Genomic DNA, 17076 nt, shown 5'->3' with positions numbered 1-17076 from the left:
TTAAAGGTTTTTATCCACTCTATTGTATATTTTATAGCAACAACGAGAACCTTTTTTAACTTCCGATTTTTTTTCAATATCATTCAATATATTTTCATATATTGATGTCCCTTTTTTTTCATCATTATCATCGCTTGAACTTTTAGAGCTCTGAGCCTCCTCTGTTTCTTTATTTTCATTAAAATTATCTAATGAATCAATTTGTCCACCACTTAATGAAGCCATTTTCACTTTTACTTTAAAACTTTTAAATTTTTTATAAATTTTTGTATTCGATTTGATTTCAATTGAATTTAAAGTTTCTAAAGCACTTTTAAGATCTTTATTTCGAGCGTGAGCAAGAGCTAAATTATATGTGATTAATCCTTTATAGTCATTTAAATCTTCTGTTAAACTTTCTAATGCATTTTTATAAAGTTTAATACCATCTTCAAAATTTCCCGAACGAATTCTTGCAACGGCATCATTATTTATCAAGCCAATAACGCCTGTTAATGAATTCAAATTTTTTAGAATTTGAGACGCTTTTTGATTTTCTGAATTTTTAATTGCGATTCGATAGTCCGTTTCAATCACTTCTGTATTCGTTGGGTCAATCTTTTTAGCATCGTCCAATAATGATTTTGCTTCTGCAACCTTTCCAGATTCTTGTTTTAAGTCAACAAGAGTAAGGATACGATCCATGTTTGTAGGTGAAAGTTCATGAGCTTTTTCAAAACATTTTAATGCCGTTTTAAAATCTTTTAATTTTATAAAACATTTTCCTAATAAAGAGAAAAGAAGAACAGATCCACCCGTAGATTTAAGAACACTGAGTGCGTGGTTACTTGCAACCCCATAGTTTCCCGTTCCATATTCAAATTCTGCTTGCATTTGAAGTTTAGAAACTTTTGAAATTTGAGGACGTTGCATATATTCCATCAATGATTTTTTTGCATCATTGAATTTTTTAGAAGCTAATAAAATTCGAATTTTTCTTTCTAGTGGTCCTTGTTCTAAGGGCTTACGAGCTCGTTGTGTCACACCAATAAGTTCTTTTGAAAGTTTAGCCCCATCAAAAGGTTTTTCGATCACAGCTTCAATACCAAGTTCTTGCAAAAGTGGATGTTCCGTTGCTTTAACAAGGGAACTTATTATAACAATAAAACACCGATTAAAACCTAACTTTCGTATTCTTTGAACTAATGCAACCCCACTCAGTTTTGGAATTTTCCATTCCATTATAATTAGATCTGGTTCTTTATTTTTACTTAAATATTTATAAGCATCTTCGCCATCCATTATACTTTGATATTCATTAACTCCAAGTTTTTTCAATGTTTCACACACATAAAATTGAACATCTGAATCGGGATCTATAATAATACAATTTTCAATACCTAAAATATTTTGATTCGCATTATTTGAAATTTCTTTTAAATTTTTTAAATATTTATCATAAATAATATTACTTAATTTTTCAGACTCAGGATCAATAAATTTAGCTTGTGCTATTGTTTTCACAGCAGAGGAAAAGTTTTTATTTAAACATTCAGCCTCGGCAAGATGAATTAAACACCTTGAGGAACCAGGAAAAAACTCTAAAACAGATTTTTCAAACTGCAATAGTTCTTTAAACATTTTATTATTCTTTAATAATTCTCTTATAAAATTTGAACATACTAAAGTATAATTTCCTTTAAGAAGATCAACTTGTTCTAATATTTTCTTTAATTGTTCTTCAAAGTCGTCTAATGAGGATGGCTTAATAAAATTCGAAAATAATCCTATTTCAAATAAAGATAATATAGTATTTAAATTTTCATTTTCTTTACTTATAATACTAATGAGCAAAGATTGATTTTTAGAGGATTTAAATAAATTATCAAATAGATCTAAAAGATTTACATTAATTAAATGATCTAAACTTAAAAGACACCAATCAACATGAGTATCTTTTATATGTTTTATAATATCGTTAAGTTCAGTAAATGGTGTTGTTAATTTATAATCAAGATCTATAAAAGAAGAAATATAAATATTTTGCATTGGTGTAATAGTTTCTAATATTACTATGGCACACTTCTCTTTATCTAAAAGCGAAATGTTCGTCATTTTATATTCTCCAATTACTTTCCATTTGGAATCACTTCAATTTTTTCTATATTTTTTAAATTATTTATCCAAGACTTCATTGTATCTGGACTAAGATATTCAAAATAAAGACCATATTCATCCGATTTCCCATCTGGATTTTCTTTTTTCCAAACAATATTACCACTTCCTTCAAACTTTTTAATATCTCCATTACTAAATTCAAACTTAAATGAAATAGAATCGCCAATTTCAAAGGCTAGTTTTTCAATCCCTAAATACATCCCTCCCCGTCCAAAAGAAATTTCTCGAAGATTTTGATCATCATAAGAACATGAAAAATTTTTCGAAATATGATGAACAGGAGCATTTTTTGGAGGAGCAGACCAACGCTTTTCTAAAGGAAGACATATTTTTTCAAGAATGATTTCTAATTTTTCAGGATTTAATGGTTTCCCTAAAAAACCATCCGCTCCCATTGAATAAGCATCTTGAATTGAAAGATCCGCAAAACCAGTCATAAATATAAAGGGAGGAAAACACTTTTGAGTTTTTCTAAGTTCCGATAAAAACCATTGACCATCTTTATTTGGCATACGAATATCTGAGAGAATAAGATCAAATTTAGATTTATTTGCTTGCTCTAAACCTTCAAGCCCGTTTTTTGCCGTCATGGCCTCAAATCCATGAAATTGAATTTCATCAACAACCGCTTGAAGAAATGCATCTTGATCATCAACAACAAGCACAAGTAGCTTATTTTGTGTGTTATTCATAAAAGACCTCAAATTAAATAAATGAACTTACATTTAAGAATACATTTTTAATGAATGAGTTTCTATAACTATCCTGAATTGATTTAAAATTAAATTTGAATTTTCTATTTTGAAACAAAAAATAAATGACGCCATGTAATGTTTGCTGGGTATGTAATAAGACCTAATGTTAAATTTTGATAGTCTTCACCGATAGTATCTGAAATAATCATTTTATTGAAAAGGGCTGGAGAATGATGCTAAAACTACCATTTATTAAAATTTCCATCGCAATTTCAATAATATTTTTGATGTTTACAAAAATCGCATTTGCAGAAGATCTTTCTCTTGTTAAGCAAGGAGTTCTTACGATTTCACATGATGATTCTTTTGCTCCGTTCGGTTATGCAGAAAAAAATGCGCAAGGTAAATATAATGTATCCCAAGGTTTTGAAATTGATTTATTGAAAAATGTGGTTCAAAAAATGGGACTTAAATCAGAGTTTATTCCTAACGCTTGGGCAAAAGTTCTTGTTTCTGTAAAAGTAAACACCGCAGATGCAATAGCAACGATTGGTATTAATGAAGAAAGAAAAAAGAGCTATGATTATTCAGAACCATATGCAAATTATGCTGCTATTCTTTTTGTTCCTAAAGAAAAAAATATTTCAAATTTAAGCGATTTAAATGGCAAAAAAATGGGAATACAAAAAAATCATTTCTCAGTTCCTTGGATAAGGGATCATTATCCAAAAATTGAGATGGTTACTTTTGAAAATGCAAAAGATTGTTTTATGGCTGCACTTAATGGCAAAGTAGAAGGAGCTGTAGCAGATAAACTTGTAGGTCTTTACACGATAAAACAAAATTCAGAATTGACAGACAAATTAAAACTAGTCGGAGAAGAATTTGCAAGTACTCCTGTCGCATTAGCATTTGCAAAAGGTCAAAAAAAACAACTACGTATAAAATTTAATGAAGCATTAGTTACCTTTCAAAAATCAAATGACTATACAGAAATATTCAATAAATGGTTTGGTATTAAAACTAAATAAAATTTAAAATGACTAAAATCAATTCATCACCAAATACTCTTGCAAAATTAATCTATTTAATTATTTTAATATTTTGTTTTTCAATTTGTCTCTTGAGTTTTTTTATATATAATACCTCATCAAATTTAGTAACTCTTCGTGCTGAAAAAGAAACTTTAAATATATCACATCAGGTTGCTGAGCAGCTAAATGATTTTATTATACGAGATATTAGTATTTTAAAAAGTATTTCTCAAATGATACAAACTGCTACCAATATTAATGATGCGATTGTAGAACAATTAAAAGTTTTAAATCAATTTGAACATATATTTATCGTAAATGACAATGGAAGAATTGCTAATATAGGACCATATAAATTTAATAAAATTGGATTAAATATTAAAAATACTTCCTATATTAAATATGTAATGAAAGAAAAAAAACCTTTTGTTTCAACACCTCAAGAAGGATTTTGGGGATACAAAGCAATTGTAATTGCAATTCCCATTTTTTTAGATGTTGGCTCTGGAAAATGGGAATTTTCAGGCGTGATCTGTGGTACTCTAAAACTTGAAAATATGTTTAAACCTCTTAATGAATTTAAAGCAGAAAATTATGGTTTTGCATTAATTATGGATGCAAATGGAAATATACTGAATAATTTGGAAAAAAAGTTTTCCTCAGTTCATAAATTTAGAGATTTAGATAACGATAGTTCAAACATAAAAAACACTGAAAAATATATAATAAATAATAAAAGTGGGATAAGCCATTTTTTTATGAAAAATATAGAATATATTGTTGGTTTTAAAAAAATGGAAATTCAAAATTGGAGTGTATTAGTTTCTCTTCCCGTGAATGAAGTATTAATTGACGTTTATCAATTAAGAAGAAATACGTTTATTTTAACTTCTATTTTTCTTTTAATATCAATAATATTTACCGTTATTATTCAAAATCGAGCTCAAAAACTACATCTATTAGTTAGCCAAGCTCTGATTTCGCTTCGTAATTTACAAACAAAATTAGTAAGCTCATCTAAAATGTCTGCTCTTGGTGAAATGGCTGGCGGTGTTGCTCACGAAATAAATACTCCTTTAGGTGTCATAACGTTACGAGCATCACAAATAAAAAGAGTTTTAGATAAAGAGCCTATTAATATTGATACTATAAAAAATTACATAGATATTATAGAAAAAGTTGCGCAACAAATTGCAAAAATTGTATTAGGATTAAGATCCTTTTCCCGCTCAGGTGATCAAGATAAATTTATTTTAACTTCTTTACGTTCAATTTTTGATAATACTTTTATTCTTTGTTCTGAAAGACTCATACAAAGAGAAGTCAAATTAATTGACGAATTAAACGATAATAATTTATCTATAAATTGCCGTTCTGTTCAAATTTCTCAAGTACTTTTAAATTTAATAAATAACGCATGTGATGCTATTATGAATCAAAATGATAAATGGATAAAAATATTTGTGGATCAAACAGAATCCGTTATAAAAATCAATGTCATGAATAGCGGTGAAAAAATTTCAAAAGATATTCAAGACAAAATAATGCAACCCTTTTTTACAACAAAAGACATTGGCCAAGGAACAGGTTTAGGATTAAGTATTTCTAAGGGGATTATAGAATCTCATGGAGGAAAATTGTATTTAGACACTTTATCTAAGCACACCGTTTTTATAATAGAAATTCCAAAAAAATAACTGTTAACTTCATTTTATTTTACCGAAACAAGACATTATCAAATCTACTTTGGAGTTTGATAATGCAATTTAAAAAGACAAATAAATTGTTTTTTTACAAAGTCGGAAAATTTTGACTCTTTTATGAGATAATTTTATTATAATATTTATACCATCTAAGATCACAATTCTAGCTTGAGGGATTCCATGCCTGCTCATCATTGCCAAGATATAATGCGTATCTTATCAGAATACTCTTTAAAGTCTGAATTTAAGCAAGAGAGGCAAATTGCCAGAGAACTTTTTTCTATTTCAACGGGTAAAGTGAATGATGATGATCCTTTTTTTGAACAAAGAATGTTTTCTTTCCAAGAGTTTTTTATTTTTGAATATCGACTATCTGAAGGCTTTTCAGGTTCAACAGTTTTTGAAACATTTTTGTATAATGGGCAGTCCTGCTTTTCTCTTAAAGAAATAGCAAAATATGAACAATTTAGAAACTTCAGACATTCTCTATTTCAGGTTGAATATCATAAAGATGATTGTTTAATTGTAAAAGATTTAATTTCTGAGAGAGTAGATACTGTTTATCCCTTACCTGAATATTCTTTTGCTGGATTTGATTTAAAACAAATATTTGATGGCAGATTGATAAATTATGAAGGTAAGAATTATTTTACTAAAACATTTATATTACATTCTAAATTGGTTAGACATATCATTGAAAAATGTGTAGATGAATTTTTAAAAGGAAGTATATATTGTCAAGCACAAAAAATGATTGATTGGAGAGAAGAACTTGGTAGACGTAACAATTTATTATCATCAGTTACAAACCAAAAATTACAAATTCAAAATGCGGGGAGAAAAAAATCAATAGATTTACTTAACGTAACAAAAAAACTTGCTGAAATGCCAAGAATTATTAGTTCAAGAAATTTAATCATGTCCCTTGGCATGAAAGACGAAGCATCCCCGTTTGTTCCTGAAACCCCATTTTACGATATTTTACCTCTTCTCCATGGCCTCGCTTACTGTGAAATTAGAAGTTATCGTTACAAACATATAGATCCAATAAAAATTTATGAAATGGGTACAGACAAGCACCTTGATATTCCTGGAATACCTAAAGTACCAAAAAATATCATAGAAAGAGAAATAGATGACTATGGTGCTAAGCCTGCTTAAAAAAGATATGAGTAATTTCGGAATCAGAACCTAATCGTGAAGGCGGTCCCCAATAGCCTGTACCACGGCTAACATAAACCCACATTTTTTCATATAAAGTTAAACCTGGACGAAAATATTGAATAAAATGAATCATCCAAGTCATAGGCCACATTTGACCACCATGAGTATGACCGGAAATTTGTAAGTCATAAAAATTGAGTTTTGCAGCTTCAAATGCACTATTTGGTTGGTGGGCTAATAATATTTTTAAGTCAGATTTTATGGAAGCATTTTCTATAGATTTTATATAGTCTGTTTTCTCATTTTCATTAAATTTTATTGCAGCTAAATCTGTTAGTCCTGCAATAACAACATTTGCATTTCCAATAGAAATTGTTTTATTTGAATTTCCTAAATAAACACAACCAATGGATTGCATAAATTGAATCCATCCCGTTGCATCCCAATAATATTCATGATTTCCTGTAACATAATAAATGCCATATTTTGCTTTTAATGTTGATAGTGGTTCTACCCATTCTTTAATTTGATGAACAAAACCATCTACAAGGTCACCTGTGATTACAATGATATCTGGATTAAGAGAATTCACCCTTTCAACCACAGCATGAACATAACTTAAACCGATCGTTTGACCTATATGAAAATCAGTTAATTGAACAATATTAAAATCTTTTAAATCAGAATGTAAATTTAAAATGGGAACAAAAACTTTTTTTACCTCTGGCGTTTTTCTTGCATTATAAAAAGCAATTCCTGTTAAAATAGACGCACAGCCTACTGAAATCATGTGTAAAAAGCTTCGACGTTGGGAATGAATTTTATTTTTTTTAATTTCTTTTTCAAGAAAACTTTTTCTTTTAAAAAAATATATTACTTTATTTAAAAGAAAAAATAAATCTGCTATAAAAAAACATATTAAGAAAAAAAGCATGAGTCCTAAACAAGTATAACTTACCCATTCTAAATAATAGAAATAGTTAGGTAAATGTCCTTGCCAACGAAAAAATCTAGACCCCCAAAATCCTATGTTTAAAAGAAACATAAATATAAGAACAAGAATATAAACGTTTCTTTTTTTTTGAGGTTGAATAACTAAAAGAAAACACCTAACTAAATAGAAATAAGTAAAAATTAAAAACAAAATAAGAATAGTTATTCTTATTAAATCCATTATAAACCTCTTAATAGATTATTTTTTGTAAAAATCATTCAAAATATTTTCTATCCTTCTTGGAATAGGAATATCATCATCATAAGGCACCCAGTTTTTAGTTGCTGAACCTTCATAATTTAAAACGTTATAGCTTAAATAATTTTCATTTACAATTAAGGAGTCTTTTTTGATATTTAAATATTTTATAAAATTTTGAGCTAAAGCTTCTTGAACCGTGTCAGAAACAATCGCAATTCCGATTCTATCATAATATGTTACTTTAGAAGGCACTACAAATTTAAGATCTGGCACAACTTTTTTTAACCTAAAATAATCGGAACGAAAAATAACAGCTGCTTCAATTTTGTTACCTAAAAAAGCAAGCTCTAAAGGATAGTCAATATTTGCACTTTGAAGTTTTAAATTTTGTAACCATTTTAATGTGGGTTCGGGTATAAACCACGAAGCTGTTGTAATTTCTTTACCAGTAGCGAGTAATGCTAGCAGTAATTGATGTTTTGGAAAGTTAGAAACATATATTCTTTGTCTCCAATATGGAATTTCATCTGGAGATATTATCCAATCCCATGATGGTTGTGTTTGTTTTAAAATAAAATTCTTTTTATTATAAGCAATCCCCATTGGATCTGCCAAAAAAGTAAAATAGGAACGGCCATCTGAATTTAACCTTGATTTAACTTGCAATGGATACTTTCCCGCTACGTTAGCTGAAAAAGTAACATCTTCATTTAGAGATCTTAATTGGCGTTGTAAAAACAATCTTTGTAAGATTCGTTCATCGGATATCACAAGATCATAGTTTCTTAATCCAGCCCGTAACCTCGATTCATATTCATAACGACTTCCTACAAATTCAATCCTTACATTGCATTGGTTATCTTCTTCAAATTGCGAAATGATTTTTGGTGACATTACACCTATGGGAGCAAGAATATTTAAAATAGGCTTATAGGTAGCGGAATGAGCGATAAAAGGAAATAATAGGGTGATTGCAAAAATAAAAAATTGAGACAACTTCTGACTCCTTCCTTAACAATTGATCTTATATTCACATTATGGCACAAAAGCTTACGTAATGCTTGGCGCATATGTTAAAGCAAACAATAAGGACAAATCAGCAATGGCAAAATTTAGGTACATTGATAAAGAAGAAAACGCACGTGACCCTTTCGCTTCAGAAGCAGAAGAATCTAATGAATTTGAACAGCTACTACAGGATGATAAACACACGCCAACTTCACGTAGATACCGCATGGGTGAATCTGTTGAAGGAAGCGTTGTTTCCATTAGCTCAGAGTTTGTTTTTATTGACCTTGGTGGAAAAAGTTCCGCAACTTTATCCATAGAAGAATTTACAAGCGCTTCTCAATCTGTGCCTAAAGTAGGAGATACAATTTCTGCATTTGTCAGAACGGATAATGGCTCTGAAATCCTTTTAACACGCACACTTCGTCGCAATGAAGTGGATGATTCTTTATTAAGAAACGCTTTTGAAGCTAAAATACCTGTTGAAGCAAAAGTAGAAAAAGTGATTAAAGGTGGATTTGAAGCTACTGTTGGTGCAAAAAGATGCTTTGTTCCTTTAGGACAAATGGATCTAACACATTTTGATAATCCTGAAGTTTATGTTGGAAATACTTTTAAGTTTACAATTACTGAATTAAAAGGAAGAAACGTTGTTTTATCTCGTAAATCTATTTTACGCCAAGAATTAGACAGCAAAATTTCTTCTGCTCTCGAAAAACTTGAAGTTGGACAAAGTCATTTAGCAACCATTACGCGCTTAGTAGACTTTGGCGCCTTTGCCTCAATTGATGGAATTGAAGGACTTATTCCATTAAGCGAAATGGCATGGAAAAGACTTAAAAAAGCCGATGAAGCTGTTCGTTTAGGCGAACAAGTTAACGTTAAAATTATAAAAATCGAACGTACTCCAAAATTAAAAATAGCATTTACAATGAAAGAAGCTGGCGAAGATCCTTGGATATCCAATGCAACTCGTTTGCATCCAGGTGCCGTTCTTCAAGGAACAGTCGTTCGCATGATCGACTCAGGTGCTTTTGTAAATGTAGCAGATGGTGTTGATGGGCTTGTACCTATTCACCAAATTACATGGGAAAAAAGAATAAACCATCCTAAAGATATTTTAGCAGAAGGACAATCTGTTAAAGTTCATGTGTTAGCAGCTGATCTAGGCGCTCACCGCTTAAGTTTATCTATTAAAGGCCCTATGCCTGAAGAACTCATTAATAAATTCAAAGGTAAAAAACGCGATGAATTTTCAAATATGAGCGATGAAGACAAAGCTTTAATGAAACAGTGGGAAGAATATAAGTCAAACGAAGCTAAGGTGCTAATTCCAACAAATCGTGACGACACAAGTATCTTCGCTTCTGCTTTCAAACACGCAAAAAAGAAGAAATAATAATAACTATACAAGATAATTCAAATGTGCTACGTTCGTCCCGACTTACGCAATATTTTGCGTATCTATATTTAACGTAGCTATATCATTAGCTTTTTCCCGCAAAACAGCTCTTTCTTATACAAAATGTTTTACGGCTATTTAGAAAGGTATTCCGCTCATATGGCAAGTCTCCACTCCGATATTTCCAAGAAAAAAGTAAATTACAACTCCCTTGAATGGTTAGACGAAGACGTCGACTTCTTATCCCAAGAAGAAATTCCAGACGGATTTGCTGCTTTATTTAAAGCGCAAGAAGAATCCCAAAGCGTGATCAAAGAAGGTCAAGTTGTTAAGGGTCGCGTTATCGAAATTAAAGATGACAGCGTTGTAATTGATATCGGCCACAAATCTGCTGGCGAAATTCCAAAAAGCGAATTCACATCTGAAAACGGCATTTTCTCACTTAAAGTTGGTGATGTTATTGACGTTTTTGTTGACGTTTTTGAAGATGACGAAGGCGAACTTGTACTTTCTAAAGACAAAGCAGACATGCTTAAAGCTTGGGATCGTATTTCTGACGCATTCGAAAAAGACGAACTCGTTGAAGGTAAAATCGTTGGCCGCGTAAAAGGTGGTCTTTCTGTTGATATCGGCGTGAAGGCATTCTTACCTGGCTCCCAAGTAGATCTTCGCCCTGTGCGCAACCTTGAAAAACTTCTTGGCCAAGTTCTTCAATTCAAAATTATTAAATTCAACAAAAAACGTGGAAACATTGTTCTTTCACGTCGCGTACTTTTAGAGCAAGACCGTGAGCGTATGCGCAGCGAAACTCTAAAGGGACTACAAGTTGGTTCTTCCATGATCGGTATTGTTAAAAATATCACAGATTATGGTGCATTTATTGATCTAGGCGGCATTGATGGCCTTCTACATATCACAGATATGTCTTGGGGACGCCTCAATAGCCCATCTGAAGTTTTAAATGTTGGTGACGAAATCAATGTTAAAGTTCTTAGCTTTGATCCTTCCAGCAACCGCGTTTCTCTCGGCTTAAAACAACTTCAAAATGATCCTTGGGTTTCTGTAGCTGAAAAATACGCTTCCGCTCAACGCCTACGTGGTAAAGTAGTTAGTTTAACTGACTACGGCGCTTTTGTTGAATTAGAGCCAGGCGTAGAAGGCTTAATCCACGTTACTGAAATGACATGGAACCGCCGCATTAAACACCCAAGCAAAATTGTAAACATCGGTGACGAAGTTGAAGTTGTTGTTCTTGCTGTTGATCTTGAAAACCACCGCATTTCTCTTGGAATGAAACAAACAGAACCAAATCCATGGGAAATTGTTACTCAAAAATACCAAGTAAATGACGTTATTCGCGGTAAAATTCGCAATATCACAGACTTTGGTATCTTTGTTGGTATCGAAGAAGGTGTTGACGGTTTAATCCATGTATCTGACATCAGCTACACAGAACGCATTAAACACCCACAAGATCTTTACAAAAAAGGTGACGAAGTAGAAGCAAAAGTTCTTCAAATTGATGTTGAAAACATGCGCTTTTCACTTGGCATTAAACAATTAGGCGAAGATCCATATGAAGTTGCTGCGAAAAAACTAATGCCTGGAACAAAAGGCAAAGGTAAAATTACTCGCATGGCTGAATTTGGTGCCTTTGTTGAAATCGCTCCAGGTGTTGAAGGTCTTGTTCACACAACTGAACTTGAAAACCCAAATATAGCTATTGATACAGACATTGATTACATTATCCTAAGTGTAGATTATGCTGAACGTCGTTTTGAACTTTCACAAAAAGCAGCAACTCGCGGTCTAGATGAAACTCATAACAAAGCCATTCAAGCGGCTTTAAATAATGAAGCATCTCCACAAAATAGCTTTGCTGAAGCATTTGCTAGAGCAAAAGCAACAAAAGATAATATCTAATCTTTATATTATTTTTGATTCCCGAAAATTTTAGACTCTTGAATTTTGTGATACTGTAGCAAAGCTCAAGAGTTTATTTATTTTGGTATATAAATTCAATTCATTTTGAAAGGTATTTATGAGTTCTCATCAAGAAGATCAAAACACAATTTCAACAAAACGCTCTCATTCTTTTCTTACAGCAATCAAATCTGTTTTTGCTACTATTGGAGTTATTTCCGTAGTTTTATTTGTCATATTTGTTGGTATTATTTCTATTTCTATTTATAGCTTTTCAAGTGGAATAAAAACATTTTCCTCTTCAATGGGCGGAGCTTCAAGCTCAGCAAAAACAGGCCTCACTTTTACAACACCAAACACCTCTTCTCCTTATATCGCTGGGATTCGGCTTTATGGAGAAATTACTCCTGAAAATTCAGCATTAGTCATTGAAAAATTAGAAACAGCACGAGACGATAAACATGTTGTAGGTATTTTATTTGATGTGAATAGTCCAGGAGGCTCTGTTGTCCCAAGCCAAGAAATTTATGACACCATAAAAGAAATCACAAAGGTAAAACCTGTTGTTACTTATGTTAGAGAAGTTGCTGCAAGTGGAGCTTATTACTCAAGCGCATCCTCCAGTAAAATTATTGCAAATCGGGGCAGTATTATTGGAAGCATTGGTGTAATTATGAACGGATTTGAAGCAGATAAACTCATTCAATTTTTAAAAATAAATCCCTTTGTAATTAAAACAGGAGCCTTAAAAGACACAGGATCTCCAACGCGACCCATGAATGAAAAAGATAAACAATATCTTCAAGAATTAATTGAAGAAACAAGAATGCAATTTGTTGATGATGTAAAACAAGGCAGAAAAACAAGTGATGCTACTATGAAATTTATGTCTGATGGACGAGTTGTATTAGGGCCACAAGCATTAAACTTAAAATTAATTGATATCATAGGCACAAAACAAACTGCCATTTCCGAATTAGTTACTTTAGCAAAAGTAAAAATCACTCCAGATGTTTTTTATTATGATGATATACAATCATTTTCAGAATTATTTGCTCAAAAATTTGCAGGAAGCACAAACAATATAATTAGAGATTCTTTTTCTGAAAACTTCAAAAACACAAAATTACAAAATAAAATACCTAAAGCAGAATATTAATTAACTAAACGTAAAAGCCAAGATGATTTGCCACCGTTTGTACAATAATCATAAGACAACCAACAATTAATATTAAAACAATAGGTGACAAATCGTAAAATCCGTGTTGACTTCTAACAATAAGTTTTGGAAATTTTCTAGTTATGAATCGACAAGGTGGAGAAGTGAGAGCATTCAAAAATCCAACTAATGGATTTGATGGATTAGCCCCTACCAAACTTAAAATCCCAGTAATAATTAAACACAACATATAAAAATATAATAAATAATAAGCAATTTTAAATACAATCTCAATTAATAGCATGCCTCTCTCCTTGAGGAATCAAAAAATAGTTAAGAATAAATAAACATTTGATATTCTACCAAATGTTTATTTATTCTTAAAGCAAAACAGAATTTCGTCAATTTCACTTTAATATAGATTTTATCTTAAATTCCGAAAAGAATCCTAGGCTGATAATTCTTTTCATTGAAAATGGAAATCATAAGTGAAAAACGCAAGCATTGTGCTTCCACCTAAAACTATAGTTGTACAAGAAGGAGATGAAACAAAAGGAATTTATGTTATTCAAGAAGGAAAAGTAGAGCTTTTTAAAACTATTGAAGGACATGAGTATCCACTAGGAGAAATTGCAAGAGGTCAAATAATTGGCCTATCCACACTTCTTTCTAAAGAAAGACATGTTGTTACGGCAAGAACGGTTGTACAAACGGTTGCATTATTTTATCCATTAGAAGCCATAAACCCCTATTTTAACGAAGTGAATCCCATTATTAATATATTTATTAAATCAGCAACGGAAAGAATAAAGTTTTTTAGCCAACAGCTCATAGAAGTTAGAGTTAATGAAAAAAAACTCATTAAAAGTACGGGTTCTCCTCATCAACACGGCTCACAACTAGCCTATTTGCTTGCTGCCTTTGTAAGACAAGGAACAATCGAACATGATGATAACAAAATATATCCTTTAAAATCTTTTTTAGTAAACGGTGAATTAATTTTAAATAAAAAATTTGATTATTTAGAAAAAATATTTAATTTGTATTCTACTGGCGGTCTCATAAAAACCATATTTGATAAAAAATATGGTAACATCATATTATCTCCAAATGTTCAATTAATAGAAGATTTTGCTGTATTCTCAGCTAATATTGCAAAAAAAGGCCTCACTGGATTTATTCCCATTAAATGCCATAAATGGGTTAGTGGCTTAATTCGTATACATAAAAGATTCAAAGAAAATAGTGGATCATTTTTGAAAGTCGATTTTGCAAATTTAATAAATAAAGAATTGGGAAGAGAAGATGGCGATGATATTTTAGTACAGTTGCTATCTCTAAAACTTTTATCTGAAAAAGGCGCCGATCAAGCAAGCATGAGAATATTATTAAATGCATCTATGCTGCAAAAAAGAGTCATTTTTGAAAGTATTTCCCGTGGCATTAATGACATTGATAAAATAAAACCTGATGAAAAAAAGACAGTAGCCTAAATCCTTACCTCTAGAAATAAGCCATAATACCGATATAAGAAAAAGACTTATCCTTTTTTAGGAGATTGTGTGGTTAGCATCGGTAGACCCATGTTTCAAGTGGGTAGTAATATCTTTGAGCTAATTGAATTTACTGCAACCAAAACAAGTGCAGTAACATCTTCTGATAGAAAAACACCTATTTTATATGGAGTTAACGTTGCTAAAGTAAGAGAAGTCATTCGGCTTCCCACTATTGTTCCCTGCTTAACAAATGCCCCTGAAGTATTAGGCGTATTTAATTTAAGAGGCGCTCCCATTCCTGCAATTCATTTAGCTAAAGCTTTAGGTTATGACGATGAAGTCGTTACACCCACAAGTCAAGTTATCGTAACAGAGTTTTCAAGTAGAAAAGCGGGATTTGTCGTTGCAGGAACAAGAAGAATTAGAAGAGTTAGTTGGGATAAAGTTCTTCCTCCTTCAAGCGATGCTTTTAATACAATTACGGGAATGATGTTAATTGAAAATCAAGACTTTATTTTCATTTTAGATTTTGAACGTATTTTACTTGATATTGAAAGCAGAAGTGGAGGACAAGGAACTTCTTCATTTGCTATTGATAATCCCATGAATTCAAATCAAAATACAGGGATGGCTAATTCAGCTACTGCAAATAATAATAACTCACAAAATAATTCAAAAAGGCCTTTAATTTTAGTTGTTGATGACTCACCAACAGCAAGAAGAGCAATCTGTGAATTATTAAGAGGAATGCAGCTCGATATTATTGAGTATACCAACGCAGAGGCCGCATGGCAGGATCTTAGCAATTCAGAACCAGGATCTGATTTAAGCAAAGTACAACTTATTGTAAGCGATGTAGAAATGCCGAAGTTAGATGGATACTCCTTTGTGAAACGAATCAGAGGTAGTGAAAAATTAAAGAAAATGCCCATCATACTTCATTCCAGTCTTACGGGTGATGTAAACAAAGAACGTGCTAAACAAGCAGGAGCTGATGCTTACGTCGGAAAATTAAACCGCAAAGAAATAGTAGAAGCCTTAAAAGCAGCTTTACCACCTTCCTGGACAGGTGCATCGTGAAACCAGAAACCCTCACATTTGCTCCTAAACAAATCATTTTTAATGAAGGTGATCAAACAAATGGCATTTATCACGTTCAAGAAGGTGAAATTGAGATTTTCCGTATAAGAGAAAATACAGAAGTCATTTTAGGTACCTTGAAAGCAGGTGATGTTTTAGGTACGATCACACTTTTCTCTAGAGAACCAAGAACAGCAACGGCTCGTGCTGTTACTCAAACTGTGGCTATTTTTTATCAGAATGATGGTCTTGCCGAAGCCTTTAAAACTCTGCCTGGTTGGAGCCAAGCAGTCATGAAAGACGCCATTAATAGATTAAAACATGTAAATGATTTACTGATTGCTACAAAATTAAATGAAAAAAATTTACTTCGAAATATTGGAACATCTCATCATCATTCTGCTCAATTGGCTAGTTTACTTGCTTCTTTTGCACGTAAGTCCTGCATTATGAATGATCTTAACATTCCAATATTACAAATGAATGATTTTTTAACTTTAGCTGAAAATATTTTAATGAAAAAATTTAGCTATCTAGAAAATATTTATAAAGCTTTTATTGATTGTGGATTAATAAAAGAAATTGAAGATAAAAAATATGGGAAGATTTTATCGAATCCTAATCCTCAAATTCTCGAAGATTATTCTTTGTTTTCAATTAATGTTGTAAAAAAAGGAACAAATTTATTTACTCCAAAAAAATACCATCCATGGATGTCCTCTTTAGCAAGAATTAGTCGTAAAAATAATAATCAAAATAAGTTTAAAAAAAGTGAAATTGCAATTCTTCTCCAAACTGATTTAGGAAGACAAGATGGCGAAGTTATGATTGCCGATTTAGTTCAAAATGAAATAATAGAAGAAGCAAATGATTTTATTCAATTTGTCCCAACAAAACTTCAAAAAACAGTTGTATTTGAAAGTTTATCCCGAATCATTAAAGATATAAAACCTTAATTTAAATATTTTAAATTATAATCCAAATTTTCTTTTAATTAATTAAAAATATAGTAGTAAAAAAAACAACGAATATTTTATCTAAAATTAAAAAATATTTTCGT

Annotated in this window: 14 protein-coding genes; 9 read left to right on the top strand and 5 right to left on the bottom strand. The window is 31.3% G+C overall.

The window, feature by feature from the left end:
- Positions 1-2094 carry a tetratricopeptide repeat protein gene (locus tag GCL60_RS01990; RefSeq protein ID WP_153418186.1) on the bottom strand — a complete coding sequence of 698 codons (2094 nt, stop codon included), beginning with the start codon at positions 2092-2094 and terminating at the stop codon, positions 1-3.
- Between the two features lie 14 nt (positions 2095-2108).
- Positions 2109-2849 (bottom strand): response regulator, encoded by a 741-nt coding sequence (locus tag GCL60_RS01985; RefSeq protein WP_153418185.1) that lies wholly within the window; start codon positions 2847-2849, stop codon positions 2109-2111.
- Positions 2850-3082: 233 nt separating this feature from the next.
- Here GCL60_RS01985 and GCL60_RS01980 point away from each other — a divergent pair, with 233 nt between their 5' ends.
- From GCL60_RS01980 to GCL60_RS01970, 3 genes are all read left to right on the top strand, one after another.
- A complete protein-coding gene (locus tag GCL60_RS01980; RefSeq protein ID WP_153418184.1) occupies positions 3083-3883 on the top strand; it encodes a substrate-binding periplasmic protein in 801 nt (266 codons plus the stop codon).
- Between the two features lie 8 nt (positions 3884-3891).
- A complete protein-coding gene (locus tag GCL60_RS01975) occupies positions 3892-5583 on the top strand; it encodes a sensor histidine kinase (RefSeq protein WP_153418183.1) in 1692 nt (563 codons plus the stop codon).
- A gap of 186 nt (positions 5584-5769) precedes the next feature.
- Positions 5770-6750: an RNA-dependent RNA polymerase family protein gene (locus GCL60_RS01970; protein ID WP_153418182.1), complete on the top strand. Its 981-nt coding sequence runs from the start codon at positions 5770-5772 to the stop codon at positions 6748-6750.
- Here GCL60_RS01970 and GCL60_RS01965 read toward each other — a convergent pair.
- Positions 6737-7927 carry a metallophosphoesterase gene (locus GCL60_RS01965; protein WP_153418181.1) on the bottom strand — a complete coding sequence of 397 codons (1191 nt, stop codon included), beginning with the start codon at positions 7925-7927 and terminating at the stop codon, positions 6737-6739. The two genes, GCL60_RS01970 and GCL60_RS01965, sit on opposite strands and share 14 nt — an antisense overlap.
- Before the next feature lie 18 nt (positions 7928-7945).
- The gene (locus GCL60_RS01960; protein WP_153418180.1) at positions 7946-8944 is read right to left on the bottom strand and encodes an extracellular solute-binding protein; all 999 of its coding nucleotides are present in this window, start codon (positions 8942-8944) and stop codon (positions 7946-7948) included.
- 106 nt (positions 8945-9050) lie between these two features.
- Between GCL60_RS01960 and GCL60_RS01955 the strand changes: the two genes are divergently transcribed.
- The 3 genes from GCL60_RS01955 (at position 9051) to sppA (ending at position 13440) form a co-directional block, all read left to right on the top strand.
- Positions 9051-10355 (top strand): 30S ribosomal protein S1, encoded by a 1305-nt coding sequence (locus GCL60_RS01955; RefSeq protein ID WP_161998041.1) that lies wholly within the window; start codon positions 9051-9053, stop codon positions 10353-10355.
- A gap of 162 nt (positions 10356-10517) precedes the next feature.
- The gene (locus GCL60_RS01950) at positions 10518-12281 is read left to right on the top strand and encodes a 30S ribosomal protein S1 (RefSeq protein ID WP_153418178.1); all 1764 of its coding nucleotides are present in this window, start codon (positions 10518-10520) and stop codon (positions 12279-12281) included.
- 118 nt (positions 12282-12399) lie between these two features.
- Positions 12400-13440, top strand: coding sequence for a signal peptide peptidase SppA (sppA, locus tag GCL60_RS01945; RefSeq protein ID WP_153418177.1), 1041 nt, complete (start codon positions 12400-12402; stop codon positions 13438-13440).
- Positions 13441-13444: 4 nt separating this feature from the next.
- On the opposite strand, the gene GCL60_RS01940 is transcribed toward sppA, so the two are convergent.
- The gene (locus tag GCL60_RS01940; RefSeq protein WP_153418176.1) at positions 13445-13744 is read right to left on the bottom strand and encodes a YggT family protein; all 300 of its coding nucleotides are present in this window, start codon (positions 13742-13744) and stop codon (positions 13445-13447) included.
- Between the two features lie 184 nt (positions 13745-13928).
- Here GCL60_RS01940 and GCL60_RS01935 point away from each other — a divergent pair, with 184 nt between their 5' ends.
- From GCL60_RS01935 to GCL60_RS01925, 3 genes are all read left to right on the top strand, one after another.
- Entirely contained in the window at positions 13929-14933 is a 1005-nt protein-coding gene (locus GCL60_RS01935; protein WP_153418175.1) for a cyclic nucleotide-binding domain-containing protein, read from the top strand.
- A 69-nt stretch (positions 14934-15002) separates the two neighbouring features.
- Positions 15003-16016 (top strand): chemotaxis protein, encoded by a 1014-nt coding sequence (locus GCL60_RS01930; protein ID WP_153418174.1) that lies wholly within the window; start codon positions 15003-15005, stop codon positions 16014-16016.
- Positions 16013-16972, top strand: a complete 960-nt coding sequence (locus GCL60_RS01925; RefSeq protein WP_161998040.1) for a Crp/Fnr family transcriptional regulator — start codon at positions 16013-16015, stop codon at positions 16970-16972. The genes GCL60_RS01930 and GCL60_RS01925 overlap by 4 nt, the downstream gene beginning before the upstream one ends.
- The last annotated feature ends 104 nt before the right edge of the window (positions 16973-17076 follow it).

The organism is Silvanigrella paludirubra (genome assembly GCF_009208775.1).
GTDB lineage: Bacteria > Bdellovibrionota_B > Oligoflexia > Silvanigrellales > Silvanigrellaceae > Silvanigrella > Silvanigrella paludirubra.
This window is presented reverse-complemented; position numbering and strand designations above follow the sequence as displayed.